Annotated in this window: 25 protein-coding genes; 12 read left to right on the plus strand and 13 right to left on the minus strand. The window is 71.4% G+C overall.

Translation table 11 applies throughout. From position 1 onward, the window contains the following. Positions 1 to 16: 16 nt before the first annotated feature. Genes ACH4UM_RS30615 through ACH4UM_RS30625 form a run of 3 tightly spaced genes read right to left on the minus strand, consistent with a single transcriptional unit; the run spans position 17 to position 1,666 of the window. Positions 17 to 274, minus strand: coding sequence for a hypothetical protein (locus ACH4UM_RS30615; protein ID WP_398186269.1), 258 nt, complete (start codon positions 272 to 274; stop codon positions 17 to 19). A gap of 12 nt (positions 275 to 286) precedes the next feature. Next, positions 287 to 541 (minus strand): hypothetical protein, encoded by a 255-nt coding sequence (locus ACH4UM_RS30620; protein WP_398186271.1) that lies wholly within the window; start codon positions 539 to 541, stop codon positions 287 to 289. 27 nt (positions 542 to 568) lie between these two features. After that, on the minus strand, positions 569 to 1,666 hold the full coding sequence (locus ACH4UM_RS30625) for a hypothetical protein (protein ID WP_398186274.1): 1,098 nt from the start codon (positions 1,664 to 1,666) through the stop codon (positions 569 to 571). Positions 1,667 to 2,543: 877 nt separating this feature from the next. Here ACH4UM_RS30625 and ACH4UM_RS30630 point away from each other — a divergent pair. Further along, positions 2,544 to 2,693: a hypothetical protein gene (locus ACH4UM_RS30630; RefSeq protein WP_398186277.1), complete on the plus strand. Its 150-nt coding sequence runs from the start codon at positions 2,544 to 2,546 to the stop codon at positions 2,691 to 2,693. 133 nt (positions 2,694 to 2,826) lie between these two features. On the opposite strand, the gene ACH4UM_RS30635 is transcribed toward ACH4UM_RS30630, so the two are convergent. The 5 genes from ACH4UM_RS30635 to ACH4UM_RS30655 all read right to left on the minus strand — a co-directional run bounded on the left by ACH4UM_RS30635 (position 2,827) and on the right by ACH4UM_RS30655 (position 7,633). Beyond that, on the minus strand, positions 2,827 to 3,753 hold the full coding sequence (locus ACH4UM_RS30635; protein WP_398186278.1) for an SCO1860 family LAETG-anchored protein: 927 nt from the start codon (positions 3,751 to 3,753) through the stop codon (positions 2,827 to 2,829). 282 nt (positions 3,754 to 4,035) lie between these two features. After that, positions 4,036 to 5,133 (minus strand): amidohydrolase family protein, encoded by a 1,098-nt coding sequence (locus ACH4UM_RS30640; protein ID WP_398186281.1) that lies wholly within the window; start codon positions 5,131 to 5,133, stop codon positions 4,036 to 4,038. A gap of 18 nt (positions 5,134 to 5,151) precedes the next feature. Then, on the minus strand, positions 5,152 to 5,946 hold the full coding sequence (locus ACH4UM_RS30645) for an amino acid ABC transporter ATP-binding protein (protein WP_398186284.1): 795 nt from the start codon (positions 5,944 to 5,946) through the stop codon (positions 5,152 to 5,154). After that, positions 5,943 to 6,776, minus strand: a complete 834-nt coding sequence (locus ACH4UM_RS30650) for an amino acid ABC transporter permease (protein WP_398186286.1) — start codon at positions 6,774 to 6,776, stop codon at positions 5,943 to 5,945. The genes ACH4UM_RS30645 and ACH4UM_RS30650 overlap by 4 nt, the downstream gene beginning before the upstream one ends. Continuing rightward, on the minus strand, positions 6,773 to 7,633 hold the full coding sequence (locus ACH4UM_RS30655; protein ID WP_398186289.1) for a transporter substrate-binding domain-containing protein: 861 nt from the start codon (positions 7,631 to 7,633) through the stop codon (positions 6,773 to 6,775). The genes ACH4UM_RS30650 and ACH4UM_RS30655 overlap by 4 nt, the downstream gene beginning before the upstream one ends. A gap of 587 nt (positions 7,634 to 8,220) precedes the next feature. On the opposite strand from ACH4UM_RS30655, the gene ACH4UM_RS30660 reads away from it, so the two are divergent. From ACH4UM_RS30660 to thpD, 5 genes are all read left to right on the plus strand, one after another. Then, positions 8,221 to 8,748 carry a DinB family protein gene (locus tag ACH4UM_RS30660; protein ID WP_398186290.1) on the plus strand — a complete coding sequence of 176 codons (528 nt, stop codon included), beginning with the start codon at positions 8,221 to 8,223 and terminating at the stop codon, positions 8,746 to 8,748. Between the two features lie 304 nt (positions 8,749 to 9,052). Further along, a complete protein-coding gene (gene ectA, locus ACH4UM_RS30665) occupies positions 9,053 to 9,592 on the plus strand; it encodes a diaminobutyrate acetyltransferase (RefSeq protein WP_398186292.1) in 540 nt (179 codons plus the stop codon). 106 nt (positions 9,593 to 9,698) lie between these two features. Continuing rightward, the gene (gene ectB, locus ACH4UM_RS30670) at positions 9,699 to 10,970 is read left to right on the plus strand and encodes a diaminobutyrate--2-oxoglutarate transaminase (RefSeq protein WP_398186294.1); all 1,272 of its coding nucleotides are present in this window, start codon (positions 9,699 to 9,701) and stop codon (positions 10,968 to 10,970) included. Positions 10,971 to 11,030: 60 nt separating this feature from the next. Beyond that, positions 11,031 to 11,429, plus strand: coding sequence for an ectoine synthase (locus ACH4UM_RS30675; RefSeq protein WP_398186297.1), 399 nt, complete (start codon positions 11,031 to 11,033; stop codon positions 11,427 to 11,429). 7 nt (positions 11,430 to 11,436) lie between these two features. Next, positions 11,437 to 12,366, plus strand: a complete 930-nt coding sequence (gene thpD, locus ACH4UM_RS30680) for an ectoine hydroxylase (RefSeq protein WP_398186300.1) — start codon at positions 11,437 to 11,439, stop codon at positions 12,364 to 12,366. A gap of 146 nt (positions 12,367 to 12,512) precedes the next feature. Here the strand turns inward: thpD and ACH4UM_RS30685 are convergent, their stop codons facing one another. The 5 genes from ACH4UM_RS30685 to ACH4UM_RS30705 form a co-directional block, all read right to left on the minus strand. Then, positions 12,513 to 13,598 (minus strand): aminotransferase class V-fold PLP-dependent enzyme, encoded by a 1,086-nt coding sequence (locus tag ACH4UM_RS30685; protein WP_398186303.1) that lies wholly within the window; start codon positions 13,596 to 13,598, stop codon positions 12,513 to 12,515. 71 nt (positions 13,599 to 13,669) lie between these two features. Beyond that, the gene (locus ACH4UM_RS30690; RefSeq protein WP_398186513.1) at positions 13,670 to 14,389 is read right to left on the minus strand and encodes a DsbA family oxidoreductase; all 720 of its coding nucleotides are present in this window, start codon (positions 14,387 to 14,389) and stop codon (positions 13,670 to 13,672) included. A 79-nt stretch (positions 14,390 to 14,468) separates the two neighbouring features. Next, complete coding sequence (locus tag ACH4UM_RS30695) at positions 14,469 to 14,993, minus strand: GNAT family N-acetyltransferase (RefSeq protein ID WP_398186305.1); 525 nt, start codon at positions 14,991 to 14,993, stop codon at positions 14,469 to 14,471. Positions 14,994 to 15,114: 121 nt separating this feature from the next. Further along, entirely contained in the window at positions 15,115 to 15,723 is a 609-nt protein-coding gene (locus ACH4UM_RS30700) for a DUF1349 domain-containing protein (RefSeq protein WP_398186308.1), read from the minus strand. Positions 15,724 to 15,767: 44 nt separating this feature from the next. Continuing rightward, positions 15,768 to 17,297, minus strand: a complete 1,530-nt coding sequence (locus ACH4UM_RS30705) for an aldehyde dehydrogenase (NADP(+)) (protein ID WP_398186311.1) — start codon at positions 17,295 to 17,297, stop codon at positions 15,768 to 15,770. Between the two features lie 140 nt (positions 17,298 to 17,437). Between ACH4UM_RS30705 and ACH4UM_RS30710 the strand changes: the two genes are divergently transcribed. From ACH4UM_RS30710 to ACH4UM_RS30735, 6 genes are all read left to right on the plus strand, one after another. Then, positions 17,438 to 18,211, plus strand: coding sequence for an IclR family transcriptional regulator (locus tag ACH4UM_RS30710; protein WP_398186313.1), 774 nt, complete (start codon positions 17,438 to 17,440; stop codon positions 18,209 to 18,211). A 3-nt stretch (positions 18,212 to 18,214) separates the two neighbouring features. Then, positions 18,215 to 18,685, plus strand: a complete 471-nt coding sequence (locus ACH4UM_RS30715) for a GNAT family N-acetyltransferase (protein WP_398186315.1) — start codon at positions 18,215 to 18,217, stop codon at positions 18,683 to 18,685. A gap of 950 nt (positions 18,686 to 19,635) precedes the next feature. Continuing rightward, positions 19,636 to 19,911, plus strand: a complete 276-nt coding sequence (locus ACH4UM_RS30720) for a hypothetical protein (protein WP_398186318.1) — start codon at positions 19,636 to 19,638, stop codon at positions 19,909 to 19,911. After that, positions 19,908 to 21,158 carry a sensor histidine kinase gene (locus ACH4UM_RS30725; protein ID WP_398186321.1) on the plus strand — a complete coding sequence of 417 codons (1,251 nt, stop codon included), beginning with the start codon at positions 19,908 to 19,910 and terminating at the stop codon, positions 21,156 to 21,158. The genes ACH4UM_RS30720 and ACH4UM_RS30725 overlap by 4 nt, the downstream gene beginning before the upstream one ends. After that, positions 21,155 to 21,829, plus strand: a complete 675-nt coding sequence (locus ACH4UM_RS30730; protein WP_398186323.1) for a response regulator — start codon at positions 21,155 to 21,157, stop codon at positions 21,827 to 21,829. Before ACH4UM_RS30725 ends, ACH4UM_RS30730 begins: the two co-directional genes overlap by 4 nt. Before the next feature lie 81 nt (positions 21,830 to 21,910). Further along, positions 21,911 to 23,362: a penicillin-binding transpeptidase domain-containing protein gene (locus ACH4UM_RS30735; RefSeq protein WP_398186326.1), complete on the plus strand. Its 1,452-nt coding sequence runs from the start codon at positions 21,911 to 21,913 to the stop codon at positions 23,360 to 23,362.

Below are 23,362 nucleotides of genomic sequence, written 5' to 3' on the forward strand. Positions count from 1 at the left end.
CGATCGCGGGGGTCAGTCAGGCGGGCCCGGCGCCAGCGTCCTGGGCGCATCCACTGCCGTCGGTGGGTACCACGCCGCCACGCGGACGGGCCTCCCCCGCATCCAGGGCGTCATAGGACCCGAGCCCGGAGAGTTTTGCCCCTGCCGTGATGTACGGCGCCGGTCCGGCGGACTGGCTGTCTGCCAAGTTCTGGCCGACCCCGCCCCGGGCGTCGTGACTCACCGCGGCGGCAGGGGCGAAGAGCTCGTCCGGGATCTCGATGACAAAGCGCATGGCTCTCGCTCCTCAGGCGACGATGGCGTACCGGGCCTCGAACTGCACCGCTGTGGAGGTCAGGTTGGTGATCGTGATCCAGTAGGTGACATGGGAGGGGTCGCCGCGCTCGATGGCCACATCCCAGTCGACCTGCGGAGCACCGGGGTGTGCGCTGTCGGGGACGACTTCCCAGAGCACATGCTGTGCCGCATCCCAGTTGTACGTGAACCAGCGACCTGTTTGATTCGGGTTCAGCGTGCCGCGGAACTGCACTCCAGTAATCACTGTTGGCTCCCTCGCGTGTCTGTCGCTTCAGGTGCGGCCGAGTGCGCAGTAGCGCCCCTCGAACGTCACGCTCTGATCGGTCAGGTTGGTGACGGTGATCCAGTAGGTCAGGTTGTTGCCCGAGGCACGCTCCACTGCGACGTCCCACCTGAGTTGAGGCGCTCCCGGTCGGGGTGTCGTGGGCAGCATCCTCCACTCCACGCGCTCCCATTCCGGCCAGTTGAAGGTGAACCAGCGGGCGGAGGCGTGCGGGCCTACTGTGCCGGTCCATTGCACGCCGATACGCGGGTAGCTGCGGGCGGGCCACGCGGGGACGACACACTGCCCCGCCGCGTTGGACCAGTAGGACTGGACGGTCACGCCATCGAGCGTGGAAGTGGAGGAGCAGACGTCGCCGATCTCGCACCAACCCGACCCGGCGCATGTGCCGCTGACGCCCAGGAACCCTGTGCCTTCCGGGTCGGTCGCGGCCTCGACCAGCTCATGGCTGAGGATTCGGGTATAGCCGGTGAGGCCGCTGGAGCTGGTCACCCAGGCGTAGCGAATGCGCTGTCCGGACCTTGTGTTGTAATTGTGCTCCCCGGCAAAGGGTCCACTCGAGCTGACCCCAGGCGGCATCACTACGCAGTACAGCGTCTGGTTGTCGACGTCGGGAGCTGGCAAGGTGCCGGCGGCCAGTTGACTGTTGACGAAGTTCCAGACCTGTCCGTCGGTGAAGTTGTTCGGCGGGTTCGGGGTGGAACCAGTGGAGATCACGGTGGACCCCCGGACGAAACCGCGTCCGATGCCTCGGTACTCGGTCAGTCCGGCCATGTACGAGCTACTCATCATGGTCTGGGCCGCAGCGGTGATCTGCGCCGATGTCGGCGTCGGCGGTGGTGACGTGGATGTCCATGCGGTGCCCCAGTAGATGAGGAACAACTGGACCACCTGCACGACCTGACCGCCGTTGTCGACGAACTTTGCGGCACCACCGGCTCTCGGCCGGTAGTCGAGCAACGTGGGTTCGACGGTGTGCGTGGACTCGACGACCGAACGGTCGACGCCGCCGCCCAGCGGGGCGTAAGTGACGTCCGGACGGTGGGTGCCCTCTTCAACGGGCCGCATGGATGCTTCAGTGGCCATGGGTTTCCTCCCTCGGCCGGAAAAGGCCTCCGGGCCGGGACAAACCGATCGCCTGCACCGGAACCGACGCACGGAACCGCAAAGGTACAGACACGGCTGCGGGAAGCGGCGAGCATGAGAATCGCCCCGCGGGAAGCGGCCGGCGACGGTGTGGAAAACGTTCTCTCCTCCATGCTGGTCCCGCTGGGAAACACACGCAACATGACCTTGGAGTGTTCCGGCGCGGAGCCGAACGGGTAACTCCGATCGGGCTTGCCGCTTGTCGGGACGAGCAGGCCCCGGCCAGTACTCCGGCTGTGGATTGTGATCTCGCTGGTTACGGTCGGTTGTGACTCAGATCTTCAACTGGTCGGCCCGAGCATCACAGTTGCCCCCGGGCTGCGGGCCGAGTCGCTTGCCGATCGCTGGGAGTAGGACCAACGCCTCATGCGCGCTTTGAACCGCTGATTGGGGTCGCCGCTCATGCAGACCACGGGAATCGCTCGTCGTGATGTGCCGGAGCGCGGACGCGACGCCCTTGAACGACTCTCCAAAGAACGGGACATATGGGTTTCAACGGCCCATCCGGATCACGGCCCGCATCAAGTGCCGCTGTGTTTCCGGTGGGATGGGCGGGCCGTGTGGATGTGCACCGGCGAGACCTCCGCGACTGCGCCGCACGCGATGCAGCACCCGCCAAAGGCTCGCCTCGACGGAAGCATTCCCCGGCACACCGGCTGCATCAGACTTCATGCAACGGCCGCCCTTCACCCACCCCCGCTGGCCGTACCCGGAAGTCCGCGCGTTGTCCGTCGCCCGCCGCGGACTGCCTCTGGACCGGTACGTGAGCTCTCGGCCACCGCGCGGCTTCTCGGACTTCAAGCGGGGAGCACACGCCTTGGCCAGTCGCACAGAGTCGTTCGCCTGGCACGAGACGGACGGCATCGGCACACCGAACCTGTGTCGCTGGTACTGGGCAGGGCCGGCATCAGCGCGGCGCTCCACGCTCCACCGGGAGTTGGCCGCCGTCGTCGGCACCGTCGCATAATCCACTGGGCGCTGGTCCGCCGGTCAAGGACTGAAGCAGCCGCTCTTGGCCCGCTGACCCTTCCGCGGCCCCGTCCCTCCGCCCCCGGCACGGTGCGGCCCGACCTCGGCGGGCCTGCTCGGACTCGGGTCCGTCAGCCCCTCCGTCGCCGTGCCAGGGCGACCACGCCTCCGCCTGCTGTCAGGAGGACGGCCGAGCCTGCGGCCAGGTAGGGGGTCAGGGAGCTGCCTCCGGTTTCCGCGAGGCCGGACTTCGCGGGGGCGCCCTGGGGCTTCAGGTCGGTGGGCGGGGTCGAGGGCGGCGGGGTGTGCGGTGCGGACTCCCGGCCCGCCGGGGCCGTCGGGGACTCGCAGGTGGCCTTGGCCAGGGTCAGCGTGCCTTCCACCTCGGCGACGTTGAGTTTCAGCGGGTTGACGGTGATCTTCAGGTCGAGGGCCGTCGCCGCGGCCGTGTGGTCGGTCGCCTCCCGCTTGGACAGGTCCAGGCGTACCTCGCCGACGCCCGGCACCCGGACGTCGGTGGTACCGCCGGCGGTGAGCCTCACCCGCTTTCCGAGCACCGTCACCGCGCCCGGGACGTCGGTGGTCGCGACCGGGGGCTTTCCGGCCCCGCAGGTCGCCCTGGACGTGACCTGGTCGACCTCGATGACGGAGAGCAGGGGCAGGCCGGGGACGTGGATGCGGGCGTGGGCCAGGTTCACGGTGCCTTCCGCCCCGCCCGCCGAGACCGTCGCGTCCGCCTTCGCCACGTCCGCGCGGAGCACGCTGAATGGCTTTCCGCCGTCGACGCCGTCCAGGCGGGCGGTCAGCGCGGTCTGCCGCGCGCTGCGCGGCGCCTGTACCTCGTCGAGGGAGACGGCGAGCGGGACGTCCACCGTCTTGTTGAGCAGGGAGACGTCGAGCCCGGTACGCAGGACCGAGGCACTCGCGTGACCGTTCTGCACGCCGGTCGCGTGCGCGGAGCCCGCGCCCGCCAGCGTGGCCGGGCCGGTGGCCAGAACGGTGGCCGCGGCGACGGTGGCGCAACGGCGTGCGGGGCTGCGGAAGGTGTGGCCGTTCAAGGTGTGGGACCCCCAGAGAGGAATGCTTGGGACCCGGCAAGGATTACGCACTGAGAGTGAACGGTCAGCGATCCTGAGTGACTTCACTCCATCGTGGGGTTTCCGGCCGTCTTTTCGATTCTTTCGGCACGGGTGTTCCCTCCTGTCACGCCGGCACCCCCGCCCGTGCGAACGCACAGGTTGACGCACCGGCGCACACGAGGGAGTGCCCAACGACCCACCCGCACCCGGGGTAACGCAGCGTCAACCGGCCGGCGTGCGCCCTGACCGACGGCGTGCGTCCTAACCGACGATCCGTCCGTTCAGCACCACTCGCCGCGGTGCCGCCAGCGCCCGTACGTCCGCCCGGGGGTCCTCCTCGTAGACCACCAGGTCGGCCGGCGCGCCCTCGTCGAGGCCCGGCCGGCCGAGCCAGGAGCGCGCGCTCCACGTGGTCGCCGACAGGGCCTGAACCGGCGGGATGCCGGCCTTCACCAGCTCCGCGACCTCGCCCGCCACCAGCCCGTGGGGCAGCGTGCCGCCGGCGTCCGTGCCGACGTAGACCGGGATCCCGGCGTCGTAGGCGGCGCGGACGGTGTCGTAGCGGCGCTCGTGGAGCCTGCGCATGTGCGCCGACCAGCGCGGATACCTGGCCTGGCCGCCGTCGGCGAGCCGGGGGAAGAGGGCGATGTTGACCAGGGTGGGCACGATCGCGACGCCGCGCTCGGCGAACAGCGGGATCAGGTCCTCGGTCAGGCCGGTGGCGTGCTCGACGCAGTCGATGCCCGCCTCGACCAGGTCACGGAGGGAGTCCTCGGCGAAGCAGTGGGCGGTGACGCGGGCGCCGAGGCGGTGGGCCTCGGCGATCGCCGCCTCGGCCGCCTCGCGCGGCCAGCAGGCCGACAGGTCGCCGAGGTCGCGGTCGATCCAGTCGCCGACCAGCTTGACCCAGCCGTCGCCGCGCCGGGCCTCCCGGGCGACGTAGGCGACCAGGTCCTCCGGTTCGACCTCGTGGGCGTAGTTGCGGATGTAGCGGCGGGTGCGGGCGATGTGCCGGCCCGCCCGGATGATCTTCGGCAGGTCCTCGCGGTCGTCGATCCAGCGGGTGTCGGAGGGTGAGCCCGCGTCCCGGATCAGCAGGGTTCCGGCCTCGCGGTCGGTCAGCGCCTGCTTCTCGCTGACGTCTTCGGGAACCGGGCCGTGCGCGTCGAGGCCCACGTGGCAGTGCGCGTCGACGAGCCCGGGCAGCGCCCAGCCCTCGACGGTCGTCACGTCCCGGGCTCCGGCGGGACGCTCGTGGGAGATCCGGCCGCCGACCACCCACAGCTCGTCGTGGACCTGGTCCTCGTCCGGGCCGACGAGCACCCGCCCCTTCACGTGCAGCACCGCGTCATCGCTCATGTACCGCACCCTAGTGAGCTACCGCTCCGCCTTGTCCACCTGGTCCGGGGTCTCCTCCTCCACCTCGGCCATCGCCGGGTCGAGGAGGCGGGAGAGGAAGTGGCGGGTGCGCTCGTGGACCGGGTTGCCGATGACCCGGTCCGGGGTGCCGTCCTCGACGATCACCCCGCCGTCCATGAAGACGACCCGGTCGGCGACCTCGCGCGCGAAGGACATCTCGTGGGTGACGACCATCATCGTCATGCCCTCGCGCGCCAGCATGCGCATCACCGCGAGGACGTCGCCCACCAGCTCAGGGTCGAGCGCGGAGGTCGGCTCGTCGAAGAGCATCACCTCCGGGCCCATCGCCAGCGCGCGGGCGATCGCGACACGCTGCTGCTGGCCGCCGGAGAGGGAGGAGGGGTGGGCGTCCGCCTTCTCCGTGAGGCCGACGCGCTCCAGGTTCTCGGCGGCGATCCTCGCGGCCGTCGCCTTGTCCCGGCGCAGCACCCGGCGCTGCGGGAGCGTGAGGTTCTCGGTCACCGACAGGTGCGGGAAGAGGTTGAACTGCTGGAAGACCATGCCGATACGGCGGCGTACGGCGTCGATGTCGACGTCGGGGTCGGTGAGTTCGGTGCCGCCGACGACGACCTGGCCCCGGGTGGGCTCCTCGAGCAGGTTCACGCAGCGCAGAAGCGTGGACTTCCCGGAGCCGGAGGGGCCGATGACGCAGACGACCTCGCCCTGGCCGATCTCCAGGTCGATGCCCTTGAGCACCTGGTTGTCGCCGAAGGACTTGTGCAGAGCGCGGACCTGGATCTCCGGGCGGCTCATCGGATCGCCTCCTGGGAGCCGGACTCCATGCGGCGGACCACGAAGCCGAGCGGAATCGTGACCAGCAGGTAGCACAGGCCGGCGACGAGGATCGGGGTGGAGTTGGCGGTGGTGCTGGCCAGGTCGTTGCCGTACTTGGACAGTTCGCGCTCCTCCAGGGTGACGCCGAGGAACAGCACCAGCGAGGAGTCCTTGAAGAGGAGCACCAGTTCGTTGGTGAGCGGCGGAAGGATGATCCGGAACGCCTGCGGGACGATGATCGAGACCATCGCCCGCGCCGGCGAGAAGCCCAGTGACCGGGCCGCCTCCATCTGCCCCTTGGGCACGGCCTGGATGCCCGCGCGGATCGTCTCGGCCATGTACGCGGCCGAGACCAGGCCGAGCGCGAGGGCGACCTTGCCGTAGGTACCGCCGACGATCTGCGTGCCGGGGAAGGCCAGCGGCACGGCGACGCCGACGAAGATGAAGATCAGCAGGGCGGGCAGGCCGCGGAAGATCTCGATGTAGATCCCGGCGAGCCAGCGGTAGGGGCCCACGGACGACAGCCGCATCAGCGCGACGACCACGCCGAGCACCAGGCCGAAGACGAAGCCCGACAGGGTGTAGAGCACGGTGTTCTTCAGCGCCAGCGTGATGACGTCCGGGAACATCTGCTTGGCGATGTCCACCTGGGCGAACTGGTTCTGCAGCCGTCCCCAGTCGGCCGAGGCCGCGAAGGCGACCACGGCGACGACGAAGACGGCGTACTGGGCGCCGCGGGAGAGCCGGCGCTTCTGGCGCCGGGTCAGCCCCTTCCTGCGGGGCTGGACCGTTGCGTCGGTGTCGGTCATGAGGTGGCGGGAGCCGAGGGAGAGGCCGCGGCGGCGGCGTACGGGCCGATCCACTGCTCGTACAGCTTCTTGTACGTGCCGTCGGACTTGGCGCCGGCGATCGCCTTGTTGATGGCGGCCAGGAGCTTGGTGTTGCCCTTCTTCACCGTGAAGCCGTACTGCTCGCCGGTGTTGAGGTTGTCGACGACCTTGAAGGCGTCCGCGTTGGCCTTGTCCTTCAGCCAGCCCTGGACGACCGGGTAGTCGATGACGACGGCCTGGACCTGGCCGGTGCGCAGGCCGTTGAGGACCGCGTCGGAGGAGTGGAAGGAGACCGGGTCGTAGCCCTTGCTCTTGGCGTAGTCCTCGCCGGTGGTCTGTGCCTGGGCGCCCAGCTTCTTGCCCTTGGCCCTGATGTCGGCGAAGGAGGTGATGCCGCTCTTCTTGTCGGCGAGGACCGCCTGGGTGGCGTTGAAGTACGGGTCGGAGAAGTCGACGTGCTTCTTGCGCTCGGCGGTGATCGTCATACCGGCGGCGGCCAGATCGCACTGGCCGGAGTTGAGGAAGGCGCCGGTCTTGAAGTTCTCGAAGGGCGTGTCGAGGATCTGCTGCTTCACGCCGAGGTCCTTGGCGACCAGGTCGATCAGCGAGACGTCGAAGCCCTGGACCTTGCCGTCGATCTCCGACTGGAAGGGCGGGTACGGCAGGTGGGTGCAGGTGGTGAGCTGCCCGGCCTTGACGAGTTCGACCCCGCCGGCGGCCGTCCTGGTGCCGCTGCCGCCGCTGCCGCTCGAGGTGCAGCCGGCCACGAGCACCAGCCCGGCCGTGGCAGTGGTGGCGGCCAGGATGCGGGCCCGGCGCCCGGAGAGCGTGATCACGGGGGCGACCTCTCTGTGGAGAACGAAGGGAAAACGCGCGGTGCGGGTTTCGCGCCATGGGGTGACTGTGGGTTCCGATTATAAGGATATGTTTGAGCTTCTCAAACCAATCCGATGGTTGCTGGGCCGCTCGACCTAAGAAGTCGTCGGCGGATGGCGCGCGCCTCCCGCCGACCACTCCGATCGTCTACCCACGACCGGAGGTGAGAGCACCGCCGCGACCCACCCCTTCCTGGACCTCGCGCCACTGGGCGCCGCCCGCTTCGCCTCGATCGAGGACCGGGTGGCGCGGCTGCCGGCCACCGAGCAGGACGTGATCACACAGGGCGAGGCGCTGCGCAGGGTGCCCTGTCCCACCTGGATGCCGTCGCCTCCGTCGGCCCGAGCCCTGCATGGGGGCCCGAACCCGAGACGGGGGCCAGAACCCGGCACCGGGCCGAACCCGGCCGAGGGCCAGAGCCCGGCCGAGGGCCAGAGCCCGGCCGAGGGCCAGAGCCCGGCCGAGGGCCAGAGCCCCGGCCCGGAGCCGAGGCCGAAAGGGGCCGCAGCCCTCATCGCCGCCCGCGCATCCGTGCCATGCTCCCGGAATGCCCACCGAATCCCCGCCGACGCTGCCCGACGGGCGTCCCGTTCCGCTCATGACCGGCGACGAGCGGCCCATGCTGGAGAGCTGGCTCGCCTTCCACCGCGCCACGCTCGAGCTGAAGTGCGCCGGACTGGACGACGCGCAGCTGCGCACGGCCTCGGCCGAGCCCTCCTCGCTCACCCTGCTGGGTCTCGTCCAGCACCTCGCCGAGGTCGAGCGCACCTGGTTCCAGCGCGTCGTCGGCGGCCTCGACGTGCCGCCCGTGTTCGGGGAGGAGACCGGGTACGCGCTCGACCCGGATCGCGGACTCGGCCAGGCCCTCGCCGCCTGGCGCCGGGAGATCGCCCGCGGGCGGGAGCTCAGTGCGGGGCGCGGGCTGGACGACACCGGGCGGATCGCCGGCGGGCCGATGGCGGGGCTGGAGGTCAGCTTGCGGTGGGTGCTCATCCATGTCATCGAGGAGTACGCCCGGCACAACGGGCATGCCGACATTTTGCGGGAGCGGATCGACGGGGTTACCGGGACTTGAAAGGCGGGGTAATTCTGCTATTCAATTCGGGCAGTCGCCCCACTTCTCCTGCCCCGTTTTCCAATCCGTAAACGCGAAGGTTCTGCGAACGCCGAGCGGTGCAATCCAGGGGGGTCTCGTGAGGGTTTCGTCATTGTGATGCACTCCACATAGGCAGCCTTTTTGTCCAGTAATTATCGGGCAAACCTCCACATCAAGCCACGCCTTCGCGCGATCGCGCGCCCACGCGATAACACATGAGCGCGATTCGCGTAAGAGCGACGGACGATGCATTTTTGAATTCGGCTCGGTAAGTTCATTTCGCATGACTGCCGCACAAGCAGACCTGCGAACCGCCCACACGGAATTGCCGGAGACCCCCAGTATCGAGCGCCCCACCGTCGCCGACGGCACCGCGCTGTGGCGGCTTGCCAAGGACTCCGGGACGCTGGATGTGAACTCCTCGTACAGCTATCTGCTGTGGTGCCGCGACTTCGCGGCCACGTCCGCGGTGGCGCGCGGCGCGGACGGCGAGCCGGTCGGTTTCGTCACCGGGTACGTGCGGCCCGACCGTCCGCGGACCCTCCTGGTGTGGCAGGTGGCCGTGGACGCCGGCCAGCGCGGCCGGGGCCTCGCCGCCCGGCTGCTGGACGAACTCGCCGCCCGGGTCGCCGCCGAGCGCGGACTCGCCTTCGTGGAGACCACGATCACCCCCGGCAACACCGCCTCCGAGCGGCTCTTCACCTCCTTCGGCGCCCGCCACGGCGCCGCGGTCGAGCGCGAGGTCCTGTTCGCCACCGAGCAGTTCCCGGACGGGCCGCACGACCCCGAGATCCTCTACCGCATCGGGCCGCTCGCCCTCTGAGCCCGCTCTCCGGGCTGCCCGGCTGCGCGACGCCGCCCGGCGGCCCGGCCGACTCCCCTCCCGCCTCAACCGACCTCCCAGTCCCCCACCCGAGGAGCGATTCGTCGTGACCATCACCCAGCCCGACCTGAGCGTCTTCGAGACCGTCGAGTCCGAGGTGCGCAGCTACTGCCGCGGCTGGCCCACCGTCTTCGACCGCGCGCGGGGCAGCCGCATGTACGACGAGGACGGCCACGAGTACCTCGACTTCTTCGCGGGCGCCGGCTCCCTCAACTACGGCCACAACAATCCCGTCCTGAAGCGTGCGCTGATCGACTACGTGGAGCGCGACGGCGTCACCCACGGTCTCGACATGTCGACCACCGCCAAACGCACGTTCCTGCAGACCTTCCAGGACCTGGTGCTGCGTCCCCGCGACCTGCCGTACAAGGTGATGTTCCCGGGCCCGACCGGCACCAACGCCGTCGAGTCGGCGCTGAAGCTGGCCCGGAAGGTGAAGGGGCGCGAGGCCATCGTGTCGTTCACCAACGCCTTCCACGGCATGTCGCTCGGCTCCCTCGCCGTCACCGGCAACGCCTTCAAGCGGGCCGGCGCCGGCATACCGCTGGTGCACGGCACGCCCATGCCGTTCGACAACTACTTCGACGGCAAGGTCCCGGACTTCCTGTGGTTCGAGCGGCTCCTGGAGGACCAGGGCTCCGGTCTCAACAAGCCGGCCGCCGTGATCGTGGAGACCGTGCAGGGCGAGGGCGGCATCAACGTGGCGCGCCCCGAGTGGCTGCGCGCCCTGGCCGACCTGTGCGAACGCCAGGACATGCTCCTGATCGTGGACGACATCCAGATGGGCTGCGGCCGCACCGGCGCCTTCTTCTCCTTCGAGGAGGCCGGCATCACCCCCGACATCGTCACCGTGTCGAAGTCCATCAGCGGCTACGGGCTGCCGATGTCGCTGTGCCTGTTCAAGCCGGAGCTGGACGTGTGGGAGCCGGGCGAGCACAACGGCACCTTCCGCGGCAACAACCCTGCCTTCGTCACGGCCACGGCCGCGCTGGAGGCGTACTGGACCGACGGGTCGGCGATGGAGAAGCAGACCCGCGCCCGCGGCGAGCTCGTCGAGCAGTGGCTGATCGCGATCACCGAGGAGAACCTCGCCGACGTCAAGGAGTACCGCGGCCGCGGCCTGGTGTGGGGCGTGGAGTTCCACGACAGGGGCCGAGCGGAGCGGATCGCCCGGCGCGCCTTCGAGCTCGGACTGCTCGTCGAGACCTCCGGTCCCGAGAGCGAGGTCGTCAAGCTGCTGCCGGCCCTGACCATCAGCCCCGAGGAACTGGACGAGGGCCTGAGCACCCTCGCCCGGGCGGTGCGCGAGACCGCCTGACACCCGGACACCCGGGCACCGCAACACCTGGACAACCCCAGCAAGGAGGCACGCACCACCGTGATCGTCCGTTCGTTCAAGGACATCGAGGGCACCGACCGGCATGTGAAGTCCGCGTCCGGGACCTGGGAGAGCAAGCGCATCGTCCTCGCCAAGGAGAAGGTCGGCTTCTCCCTGCACGAGACGATCCTGTACGCCGGCACGGAGACGTCGATGTGGTACGCCAACCACATCGAGGCCGTCGTCTGCGTCGAGGGTGAGGCCGAGCTGACCGACCGCGAGACCGGGAAGACGTACACGATCACGCCCGGCACCATGTACCTCCTGAACGGCCACGAGCGCCACACGCTCCGCGTCAAGGAGGACTTCCGCTGCATCTGCGTGTTCAACCCGCCCGTCACCGGACGGGAGGACCACGACGAGAACGGCGTATACCCCCTGCTCACCGAGGAGGTGTGAGAACCCCATGACCGCTCCCACCACCACGCCCGCCGCCACGGGCGGCGTCACGGGCGGCGTCACGGACCTGTACCCCACCCGCGGCGCCACCGAGGTGACCGTGCCCCGCCAGGACCCCGTCCTCTGGGGCTCCCCCGACACGCCCGGTCCGATCCCCGCCGGTGACCTCCAGGCCTTCGAGCGCGACGGCTTCCTCGCCGTCGACCAGCTGATCACCGAGGACGAGGTCGCCGTCTACCGCCAGGAGCTGGACCGGCTGGTGGCCGACCCGCGGATCAGGGCCGACGAGCGCTCGATCGTCGAGCCCAGGTCCCAGGAGATCCGCTCCGTCTTCGAGGTGCACCGCATCAGCGAGGTGTTCGCCGAGCTGGTGCGCGACGAGCGCGTCGTCGGCCGGGCCCGGCAGATCCTGGGCTCGGACGTGTACGTCCACCAGTCGCGGATCAACGTCAAGCCGGGCTTCGGGGCCGGCGGCTTCTACTGGCACTCGGACTTCGAGACCTGGCACGCCGAGGACGGCCTGCCGAACATGCGGACCGTCTCCGTCTCGATCGCGCTGACCGAGAACCTCGACACCAACGGCGGGCTGATGATCATGCCGGGGTCGCACAGGACGTTCCTCGGCTGTGCGGGGGCCACACCGAAGGACAACTACAAGAAGTCACTGCAGATGCAGGACGCGGGCACACCGTCGAACGAGGCGCTGACCTCGCTGGCGGGCCGGCACGGCATCCGGCTGTTCACCGGGAAGGCCGGCTCGGCGACCTGGTTCGACTGCAACTGCATGCACGGCTCCGGCGACAACATCACGCCGTACCCGCGCAGCAATGTCTTCATCGTGTTCAACAGTGTGGAGAACACGGCCGTGGAGCCGTTCGCGGCACCGGTGCGGCGGCCGACCTTCATCGGGGCGAGGGATTTCGCTCCGGTGAAGTGAGTCGAGCCGGCCGGGGGTCCGGGGGTTGGCCCCCGGGAAAGGCGGCATCGGGGCGAGGGATCTCGCTCCGGTGAAACGAACGCCATGGCTGCCGCGGGCAGGGGCCTCCTCGCGTGGGACGCGAGGAGGCCCCTGCCCGGTGGTGTTCACCCGGCCAGCACGTCGAGCAGCCGGTCCACGTCCGCCGCCGTGTTGTACAGGTGGAAGGCCGCCCGCAGATTGCCCGCGCGGTCGGAGACCTCGACACCCGCCCGGCTCAGCCGGCTCTGCCGGTGGCCGAGGCCGGGCACCGAGACGATCGGCGATCCGGGCGCGGCGAGCGGCTCGTGGCCGAGGGCGCGCACGCCTTCGCGGAAGCGGTCGGCGAGGGCGAGGTCGTGGGCGCGTACGGCTGCCACCCCCAGTTCCTCGACGAGTTCCAGGGAGCGGCGGGCCCCGGCGTAGCAGAAGAGCGCGGGGCTCTCGTCGAACCGCCGGGCGGAGTGGGCGAGTTCGCCGACCGGGCCGTAGCAGCTGTCCCAGGGCCGCTCCCCCGCCACCCAGCCGGCGAAGAGCGGGCTGAGGCCGCCGAGGTCCTCGGGTACGACGAGGAAGGCCACGCCCCGCGGGCACAGCAGCCACTTGAAGGCCACGGAGGCGACGTAGTCGCAGGCGTCGGCGTCGAGGTCCAGCCAGCCGGCGGCCTGGGAGGCGTCGACATAGGTGCGCGCCCCGTGCTCGCGTGCGGCGGCGCGGATCGCGGGCAGGTCGGCGATCCGGCCGTCCGCCGACTGCGCGGCGCTCACGGCGACCAGCGCCGTGCCCGGCCGCACGGCCTCGGCGACCTGCTCCAGCGGCACGCTGCGCACCTTCAGGTCGCGCCGGACGTGGAAGGGGTTCACCACGGAGCTGAAGTCGCCCTCGGCGGTGAGGACTTCGGCGCCCTCGGGCAGCGAGGCGGCGATCAGTCCGCTGTAGACGGCGACCGAGGCCCCGGCCGCCACCCGGCGGGCGGGGACCCTGGTCAGCCGGGCGAAGGCGGCACGGGCCGCCTCGACGTCGGCGAACATGTCGGTCGGCCGCCCGGCCGCCGCCGCCTCGACGGCGGTGCGCAGCGCGTCGACCGTGCGGCCGGGCAGCAGCCCGGTGCTCGCGGTGTTCAGGTAGGTGTTCTTCGGGGCGAACTCGGTGCGGACGAGGGTCTCGAAGGTCTCCATGGGACCACTGTGCGGCCCCGTGAAGTCGAAGTCCATTGCCGATTTCTGCGCGGTTCGCCCAAGGACCGCTTATGCATCCGCCCTGACCTGCGCCTCCGCGCCGGTGATCAGCTCCGCGGCACCGCGCATCCGTCCGGGCCGCAGGCCTGCGCGCCGTCCCCGCCCGGGACGGGGCTCAGTGGCGAACGGTCGCCCCATGCCTGGGTGAGGGCCTGGGCGAAGACCTCGGCGGGCTGGGCGCCGGAGACGCCGTAGGTGCGGTCGAGGACGAGGAACGGCACGCCGGTGGCGCCGAGCCGCGCGGCCTCCCGCTCGTCGGCGCGTACCTCGTCGGCGTAGGCGGCCGGGTCGGCGAGCACCTTGCGGACCTCGTCGGCGTCGAGCCCGGCGGTGACCGCCGGCTCCACCAGCCGCTCGTCGCCCCCGGAGAAGACGGACCGCTCCTCGGCGAAGTTGGCCCGGTACAGCGCGTCCAGCAGCTCGCTCTGCTTCCCCCGCTCCTTGGCCAGGTGCAGCAGGCGGTGCATGTCGAAGGTGTTGCCGTGGTCGCGGCCCCGGGTGCGGTAGGCGAGTCCCTCCGCGGCGGCCTGCCGGCCCAGGTTCTCCTCGCCGGCCTGCGCCTGGGCCTCGCTCATGCCGTACTTCCGGCTGAGCATGGTGAGCACGGGCTGGACGTCGTCCTTGGCGCGGTGCGGGTCCAGCTCGAAGGAGCGGTGCACCACCTCGACCCGGTCGCGGTGCTCGAAGGCCGCCAGCGCCTTCTCGAAGCGCGCCTTTCCCACGTAGCACCAGGGACAGGCGATGTCCGACCAGATCTCGACGCGCATGTTCTCGGTTCTCTCCAGCTCGTACGGACGCGGGCGGAGCGGCCCTCCGCCGAGTGTGTGAACGTTCAAGCAGCGTGTCTCATTCCCCGGCCGGTTCCCGGTCCTCGCCGGTCACCGGGTAGCACAGGCGCAGGTGGTGGTCGCCCTCGGCGGGCGGTTGCCCGGGGTCCTGCGTCCAGCCCAGACGGGCGTAGAAGGCCTGTGCCCGCCGGTTGCCGGAGTGCACGTCGAGGACGGCGGCGCGCCGGCCCTCGGCCTGCCACTGCTCCACGCAGGCCGCGTGCAGGGCGGTCCCGATGCCCAATCGCCAGTGGCCGGGGTCGATGTGGAACTGGAACAGCGTGACCGTGTCCGCGGTGCCGTCCGGCGGGGTACGGAAGGAGGCGATGCCGACGACGCGGCCCTGCTCGACGGCGCACAGCACCTGCCCGCCGGGGCGTTCGACGGCTCCCCGCCAGGCGGCCACCCAGTCGGTGCCGTCGTCCGGGATGCCCTCCGGGTAGTACGTCGCCCGGGCCCGCGCGTGCAGCGCGGCGATGGTCTCGGCCTCGGCGGACACGGCCGTACGGATCACCAGGCTTCCGCGCACACGGTCATGGATCATGCAACGAAGGACGTGGACGCCTTCGCTCCGGTTCCCCGGCGGCCGGACCGCCGGGCCGTACCGCGCAGCAGGACCGCCGGGCCGTACCCCGGGGCCGGGCCGGGCCGGGCCGGGCCGCGGCTCAGCTGCCGTCCCGCAGATCGGCCGGCCAGTGCGGCCTGAACTCGATGTGGTCGTAGGTGACCACGCACCCCTCGCCCAGCGGCGACTGGGTCATGAAGCCCACCAGGGCCGCGCCCGCCTCCTCCTCCCCGCCCAGGGTGAACAGGCGCACGAAGGTCCAGCGCGCGCCGTCGCGGGAGGCGTGGAAGGCGAAGGCGCGGCCGGTGCGGCTCACCCGCAGCCAGACGGAACTGCCGTCCACCGTGAAGGAGTTGGCCTCGTCGGAGTGTCCCCGGGTGACCACCGTGCAGACGGTGGGCACGTCCGGGGAGTACTCCAGGCAGAGCTTGGCCCAGGCCCGCTCGGCGACGTGGACGTAGAGCACGCCGGCGTCGAAGGAGCCGCTGAATCCGACCGTGACCCGGGCGATCAGCTGGAAGTCCCCCTCGGGCGCCCCGAGCAGCCGGGGCGCGTCCGAGGCGGGGTCCAGCGCCTCGCCGGTGGGAGGCACGAACCGGTCCTGCCGGGGGCCGGCCCATCCGGTGAGGACCCCGTCCTCGTGGGACCAGTGGCCGTCGGGACCGTAGGTACGGAGCGGGAAGGGGAGTTCGGGGAGCTCTGCGTCCATTCCCCGAGTCTCCCAGTGTCCTTCCGCACGGACGGGCGTGGGGGTCAGCGCTCGAGCCGGCCGTTGAAGCGGCGGGGCAGGCCGAGCGGGTTGCCGTCGCGCAGTTCCGGCGGCAGCAGGGCCTCCGGGGCGTTCTGGTAGGCCACCGGCCGCATCCACCGCTCGATCGCCGTTGCGCCCACGGAGGTGGACGTAGAGGTGGTCGCCGGGTAGGGGCCGCCGTGGTGCTGGGCGGGGGCCACCGCGACACCGGTCGGCCAGCCGTTGACGAGGACGCGGCCGGCGAGCGGGGTCAGCTCGGCGAGGAGTTCGGCACCGCGGCCCTCGCCGGCCACCTCCCCGGCCGACAGGTGCACGGTGGCGGTGAGGTTGCCGGGGAGCCGGGAGAGGACGGCCGTGGCCTCGTGCTCGTCCTCGTAGCGGGCCACTACGGTGACCGGACCGAAGCACTCCTCCAGAAGCAGGTCGTACGCCCCCTCGCCGGTCAGCTTCCCGGCCGGGACCGTCAAGAAGCCCGCGCTGACGGTGTGCTCGCCGCCCGCGCCGGGGGTCACCGGCGACTCGACACCGGGCAGTGCGGTCCGCTCGGCGATCCCGGCGAGGAAGTTGTCGCGCATACGGTGGTCGAGCAGGACGCCCGCGTCGGTGTCGCTGACGGCGTCCGTCAGGGACTTGATCAGCCGGTCGCCGGCGGCGCCCGTGGGGGCGAGCACCAGTCCGGGCTTGACGCAGAACTGTCCGACGCCGAGGGTCATCGACCCGGCGAGACCGGCCCCGATGGCCTCCGCCCGCTCGGCGGCCGCCGCCTCGGTGATCACGACGGGGTTCAGCGAGCCGAGTTCGCCGTGGAACGGGATCGGCACCGGACGCGCGGCCGCCGCGTCGAAGAGGGCCCGGCCGCCCCGTACCGAACCGGTGAAGCCGGCGGCGGCGACCAGCGGGTGCTTGATCAGCTCGATGCCCGCCTCGAAGCCGTGCACCAGTGCGACGACGCCCCCGGGGATGCCGTGCCGGGCGGCGGCGTTCCGCAGCACCTTGGCGACCAGCTCGGACAGCGCCGGGTGGTCGGGGTGCGCCTTGACGACGACCGGGCAGCCCGCGCCCAGCGCGCTCGCGGTGTCGCCGCCGGCGACCGAGAAGGCGAAGGGGAAGTTGGAGGCGGAGTAGACGGCGACGACGCCCAGGGGCACCTTGTAGCGGCGCAGGTCGGGAATCGGCGGGGTGGCGGTGTCGTCGGGGTGGTTGATGATCACGTCGAGGAAGGCACCCTCGTCGACGATGTCCGCGAAGGCCCGCAACTGGTAGCAGGTCCGGGCGAGTTCCCCGGTGAGCCGGACCGGGCCGAGCGCGGTCTCGGCGTCGGCCGCCTCGACGAGCTGGTCCCTGGCCGTCTCCAGCCCGTCGGCGGCGGTGCGCAGGAAGGCCGCGCGGACCGAGCGGTCGGCGAGCCGGCCGCGCGCCTCGTGCGCGGTCCGGACGACGGCGTCCACCTCCTGGACTGTGGCCTCCACCGCAACCTGTTCCCGCTGCTTCCCGGTACGGGGGTCGACACTCCAGACTGGTGCTGCTGCCACCGCGGGTCCCTCCACATGTCTTGCCGCAGTACGGGGTCATTCATCAGCGGCGTTCGATATACTGAACGCTGTCTCTGGTGATGAATATGCTGTCGGAGACTATATCTCCAGGTTCTCGTCCAACGAAGGGGTCAAGGGCGATGTCGGCAGGCGAGACAGGCGGCGGGGCGCAGGTCAAGTCCGCGGTGCGGACCGTGGAGTTGCTCGAGTACTTCGCCGGCCGGCCCGGTATGCACTCCCTGGCCGCGGTCCAGGAGGCCGTCGGCTATCCCAAGTCCAGCCTGTACATGCTGCTCCGCACCCTCGTCGAGCTGGGCTGGGTGGAGACCGACGCGACCGGCACGCGCTACGGCATCGGCGTGCGGGCGCTGCTCGTCGGCACCTCCTACATCGACGGCGACGAGGTGGTCGCCGCGGCCCGTCCGACCCTGGACCGGCTGTCCGACGACACGACCGAGACGATCCACCTGGCGCGTCTGGACGGCACGAACGTCGTCTACCTGGCCACCCGCCAGTCGCAGCACTACCTGCGCCCGTTCACCCGGGTCGGCCGGCGCCTGCCCGCCCACTCCACCTCGCTGGGGAAGGCGCTGCTGAGCACGTACTCGGACGAGCAGGTCCGCAAGATGCTCCCCGAGACGCTGCCCGCGCTGACCGAGAACACCATCACCGACCGCGAGAAGCTCATCGAGGAGCTGCACCAGATCCGCGAGCAGGGCTACGCCGTGGACCGTGAGGAGAACACGCTGGGGCTGCGCTGCTTCGGCGTGGCGATCCCCTACCGCACCCCGGCCCGGGACGCGATCAGCTGCTCGATCCCGGTGGCGCGCCTGACGCCCGCGCACGAGCAGATGGTGAAGGATGCCCTTTTCGACGCCCGTGACCGTCTGACGCTCGCCACCCGGAGGCTCTGAGCCATGGACGTGGTGCTCCGCGAGGTCCACGACAGCGACCTGCCGGTGTTCTTCCGGCAGATGAACGATCCGCAGGCCCTGCGGATGGCCGCGTTCACCCCGAAGGACCCGGCCGACCGCGCGGCCTTCGACGCCCGGTGGGACAGGATCCGGACCTCCTCCGACGTGCTGCGCACGATCCTGGCGGACGGTGACGTGGTGGGCAGCGCCGCGGTCTACGGCGAGCCGGGCGAGCGCGAGGTCACCTACTGGGTGGACCGCGCCTACTGGGGGCGGGGCATCGCGACGGCCGCGCTGCGCGCCCTGCTGACCGAGGTGCCCGAACGCCCGCTGTACGCGCGGGCGGCGGCGGACAACGCGGGCTCGCTGCGGGTGCTGGAGAAGTGCGGCTTCCGGCAGACGGCGCAGGCCCGGGGGTTCGCCCCCGCGCGGGGCGAGGAGATCGACGAGGTGGTGCTGGTACTGAAGGGCTGACGCTCTTCGCGGCGCGCCGGGAGCAGACGCGTCTCCCCCGACCGGCGGAGGCGGTTCGTCGTCGCGCAGGAGGTGCTGAGCGCGCTCCGCGCGGGAGCGTGATCGCATGACGCAGCCACTTCCCCCCGAGCTCCCGGCCCCGCTCGAGCAGGGCAGCACCACCACCGCTCCGGACCCGCACCGGCCCGTCGGCCCCGGCCGGTTCCGCCGCGCGTTGCCCCTCGTCGCCGTTGCGGCCTGTCTGCCGTACCTGTGCCTCAAGGCCGCCTGGATCGCCGGCAGCCGCATCGGGATCCCGGCGGGCAGCACGCTGCTGGAGCACCGCACGGCGATGGTCGTCGCCAATGGCGTCACCGTGCTCATGGACGCCGCCGTGATCGCACTGGCGCTGCTGCTGACCCGGCCCTGGGGGCTGCGGGTGCCGGCCTGGACGCTCGCGTTCCCGGTGTGGGTCGCCACCGGGCTGCTCGCGCCGATCGTGACGGGCTTCCCCCTCCAGCTGCTGGTGAGAGCGCTGGGCGGGACGGTCGACAAGCCGTCCGGCACCGGCCGCAGGCCGTTCCTCGACGAGTGGGTGTACGGGGTGGTGTACCCCGCGTTCATCGTGCAGGGGCTGGCCCTCGGGGCGCTGTTCCTGTTCTACGCCCGTGACCGCTGGGGCCACTTGTGGCGGGGGCGGGTGTGGGAACTGCCGGTCGGCCCGATCGGCGCGGCCCAGCGCGTGTGTGCGGCCGGAGCCTGTCTGTTCGCCCTGTTCCCCCTGACACAGCACCTGTTGTGGGCGTGCGGGAGCGCGGCCGGACTGAGCGCCGGACGCGCCGCGGACCGCACCGCCGACTTCCACGCCCTCGGTCCGCGGCGCGGCCGGACTGAGCGCCGGACGCGCCGCGGACCGCACCGCCGACTTCCACGCCCTGGAGGCGACCGACCTCTGTTTCCTCCTCGCCGCCGTGGCCGGGGCCTGTCTGCTCGCCTTCCGCCGCGGTCGGGCGCTGCCGGTGGTGGTGCCGCTCGCCCTGGCCTGGGTCGGCTCGGGGGTCCTGGTCTGCTGGGGCGGCTGGCTGTCGCTGGCTCCTCTGAGCGGTGTGGACGACCTCGCCGACCGGCCCACGCAGCTGATGAACCTCACCTACGCTGGCCAGATGATCTCCGGCATCCTCGTGGCCGCCCTGGGCGCCCACTTCTTCGCGGAGCGCTCGGCCGGAACCCCGAAGCGGCCGGTGTGAGCAGGGCCGCCCGGCTGCTGTTCGGCCGCAGCGCGCGCCGCCGCTGGATCCATCTGGTCCTCGGCGGCGCCCTGTCCATGCCGTACTTCCTGGTCGGCACGGTGATCGTCGGCCCGCTCACCGACTCCTCGGACATCTTCCGCTCCCTGCCCCTGCAACTCGGTTCCTTCGCCGTCGGCCTGCCGCTCGCCGCGATCACCTCGCCGTTCCCCCTGACCCGGCCGATGTCGGTGGCCGCCGTGCGCGCCCTGTGCGGGATCGACTCGGACGGCCTGGCCGACGGGCCCGCCCGGACGCGGGCCGCGAAGGGGCGTACGGCGGCCTGGTTCACGCTGCATCTCGGGCTCGGCGGTGTCGTCTCCGGGATGTCGCTCGCCGTGCCGCCGTTCGCGGTGGTGCTGATCGTGCTCCCCTTCCTCCCGGGCCTGCGCGATTCGCCGCTGGGGCTGAACGAAGTCCTGTTCCGGCCCTGGGCGTTGACGCTCGCGCCCGTCGCGGGCTGCGCGATGCTGGTCTCGCTCGCCGCCTGCGCCGCCGGCTCGGGCGCCCTTCTGGCCCGCTGGGCGCCCGCGCTGCTCGGGCCCGGCCCCGAGGACCGGCTCGCGGCCGCCGAGGCCCGCGCCGCCGGCCTCGCCGTACGCAACCGGCTCGCCCGCGAGCTGCACGACTCGGTCGGCCACGCCCTCAGCGCGGTCACCCTCCAGGCCGGCGCGGCCCGCCGGGTTCTTGACGCCGACCCCGAGTTCGTACGCGAGGCGCTCACCGCGATCGTGGACACCGCACGGCGCACGGTGGGCGAACTCGACGCGGTCCTGGGCCTGTTGCGGGAGGGCGACGCCCCCGGCACCGCCCCGGCGCCCACCCTCGCCGCCGACCTCGACGGTCTGCTGCGCCGCACCCGCGCGGGCGGCCTGCGCGTCACGGCCGAGGTCGCGGCCGATCCCCGGACGCTGCCGCCGGTGATCTCCCGCGAGGCGTACCGCATCGTTCAGGAAGGGCTGAGCAACGCGCTCAAGCACGCGGGCGAGCACGCCGCCGTCGCCGTCCGGATCGGTGCCGTCGACGGGCAACTGGAGATCACCGTGGAGAACCCCCTGGGCAAGGGGCCCGCTTCCCGGCCCGGCGGCGGGCACGGACTGCGGGGCATCGCGGACCGTGCCCGGCTGCTGGGCGGAACCGTGGACGCGCAACCGGTCCGGGGAGCGTGGCGCCTGTCCGTACGACTGCCGCTGAAGGGACCCGTATGACCAGCCCCTCGCCCCTGCGGATCGTGCTCGCCGACGACGAGCGCATGGTCCGCACCGCCCTGCGCGCCATCCTCTCCGCCGAGGCCGACCTCGAGGTCGTCGGCGAGGCGGCGACCGGGGCGGAGGCCGTGTCGGTGGTGCGTGCGGTGCGCCCCGACGTGGTGCTGATGGACGTCCGCATGCCCGAGGTCGACGGCATCCGGGCCACCGAGCAGATCATGGCCACGCTCGCCGAGCCGCCCAGGATCGTCGTCGTCACCACCTTCGAGAACGACTCCTACGTCTACGACGCCCTGCGCGCCGGGGCTTGCGGGTTCCTGCTCAAGCGGGCCGACGCCGACACCCTGGTCCAGGCGGTACGGCTGGTCGCGCGCCACGACACCCTGCTGTTCCCGTCGGCCGTACGGGCGCTGGCCACCGAGCACGCGCGCGCGTACGCCGCGCCGCCGGCCTGGGTGGCGAGGCTCACCGGCCGGGAGGGCGAGGTGCTGCGGCTGATGACGGCCGGGCTGACGAACGCGGAGATCGCCCGGCGTCTGGAGATCGGGCCCGCCACGGTGAAGTCGCATGTGGCGGCGGTGCTGGCGAAGGCCGGCGTCCGGGACCGCACCCAGGTGGTGATCGCCGCGTACGAGGCGGGCTTCCTGCGCGGCGACCGGCGGGGTGCGTGAGGGTCCGGTTCATGAACGCCCGATGAGAAAACGGGGCGGAAGGGAACGATTCGCTCCCTCGTGCTCGTCGTCCTGAGCGGGATGAACAAGACGATCAGGCGGGCGTCCGTCTTCACGCTGCTGCTCGTGTTCGCTCTGCTGGTCAGGGCGACCTGGGTGCAGTTCTACGACGGCAGGGCCCTCGCGGACGACAAGGACAACCGGCGCAGGGCGATCGAGACGTACTCGGAGCCGCTGGGGAACATCATCGTGGGCGGCAGCGCGATCACCGGGTCCGCGCAGATGACGAGCGGTGACCTCAAGTACAGGCGCACGTACCGCGACGGCAAGCTGTACGCGGCGGTGACGGGCTACAGCTCGCAGGTGTACGGGGCGACCCAGCTGGAGGGCATCTACCAGGACCTCCTCGACGGCACGGACAGCCGGCTGAAGAACCCGCTCGACACCGTCACCGGCCGGCGGGCCGCGCCCGGCGACGTGGTCACCACGATCGACCCGGATGTGCAGAAGGCGGCGTACGACGCGCTCGGCGACAAGAAGGGCGCCGCCGTCGCGATCGACCCGGCCAACGGGAAGATCCTCGCGGTGGTCTCCACTCCGTCCTACGACCCCACCGTGCTCGGCACCGGTGGCAAGAGCGCCTGGCGGCGGCTGACCGACGACCCCGACAAGCCGATGACGAACCGCGCCCTGCGCCGGCCGCTGCCGCCGGGCTCGACGTTCAAGCTGGTCGTGGCGGCCGCCGCGCTGGAGGACGGGCTGTACGCCTCGGTGGACGTGCAGACCGGCAGCCCGGACCCGTACACGCTGCCGGGCACCACGCGGGTGCTGTCGAACGAGAACCCGGCCGCCCCCTGCGCGAACGCCACGATCCGCACCGCGTTGCAGTACTCCTGCAACAACGTCTTCGCGAAGATGGCCGTCGACCTCGGCCAGGACAAGGTGCGGGCGATGGCGGAGAAGTTCGGCTTCGACGACCACTCGCAGGACGTGCCCGTGCGGGCGTACCCGAGCGCGTATCCCCCGGGCATGGACAAGGCGCAGACCGCGCTCACCGGCATCGGCCAGTTCGACGTCACCGCCACCCCGTTGCAGATGGCCATGGTGTCGGCGGCCATCGCAGGCGGCGGGGAGTCGGTCTCGCCGCACATGGTCTCGCAGATCACCGACGGCGACGGCAACGTGCTCCGGAACCACGACGACTCCGCGGACTCCAAGCGGATCCTCGGCTCCACCACCGCCGCGCAGCTGCAGTCGGCCATGCGGACGGTCGTCGAGCAGGGCACCGGCACCAATGCGCGGATCGCCGGCGTGACGGTGGGCGGCAAGACGGGCACGGCCCAGCACGGCGAGAACAACAGCAAGGTGCCGTACGCCTGGTTCACGTCGTACGGCACCTCGGAGGCGACCGGCAAGAAGGTCGCTGTGGCGGTGGTCGTGGAGCAGTCGGACGCGGCCCGCTCCGAGGTCAGCGGCAACGGGCTGGCCGCGCCGGTGGCCAGGGCGGTGATGCGGGCCGCGTTGAAGGCCTGA

The organism is Streptomyces sp. NPDC020801, from assembly GCF_044334385.1.
GTDB lineage: Bacteria > Actinomycetota > Actinomycetes > Streptomycetales > Streptomycetaceae > Streptomyces.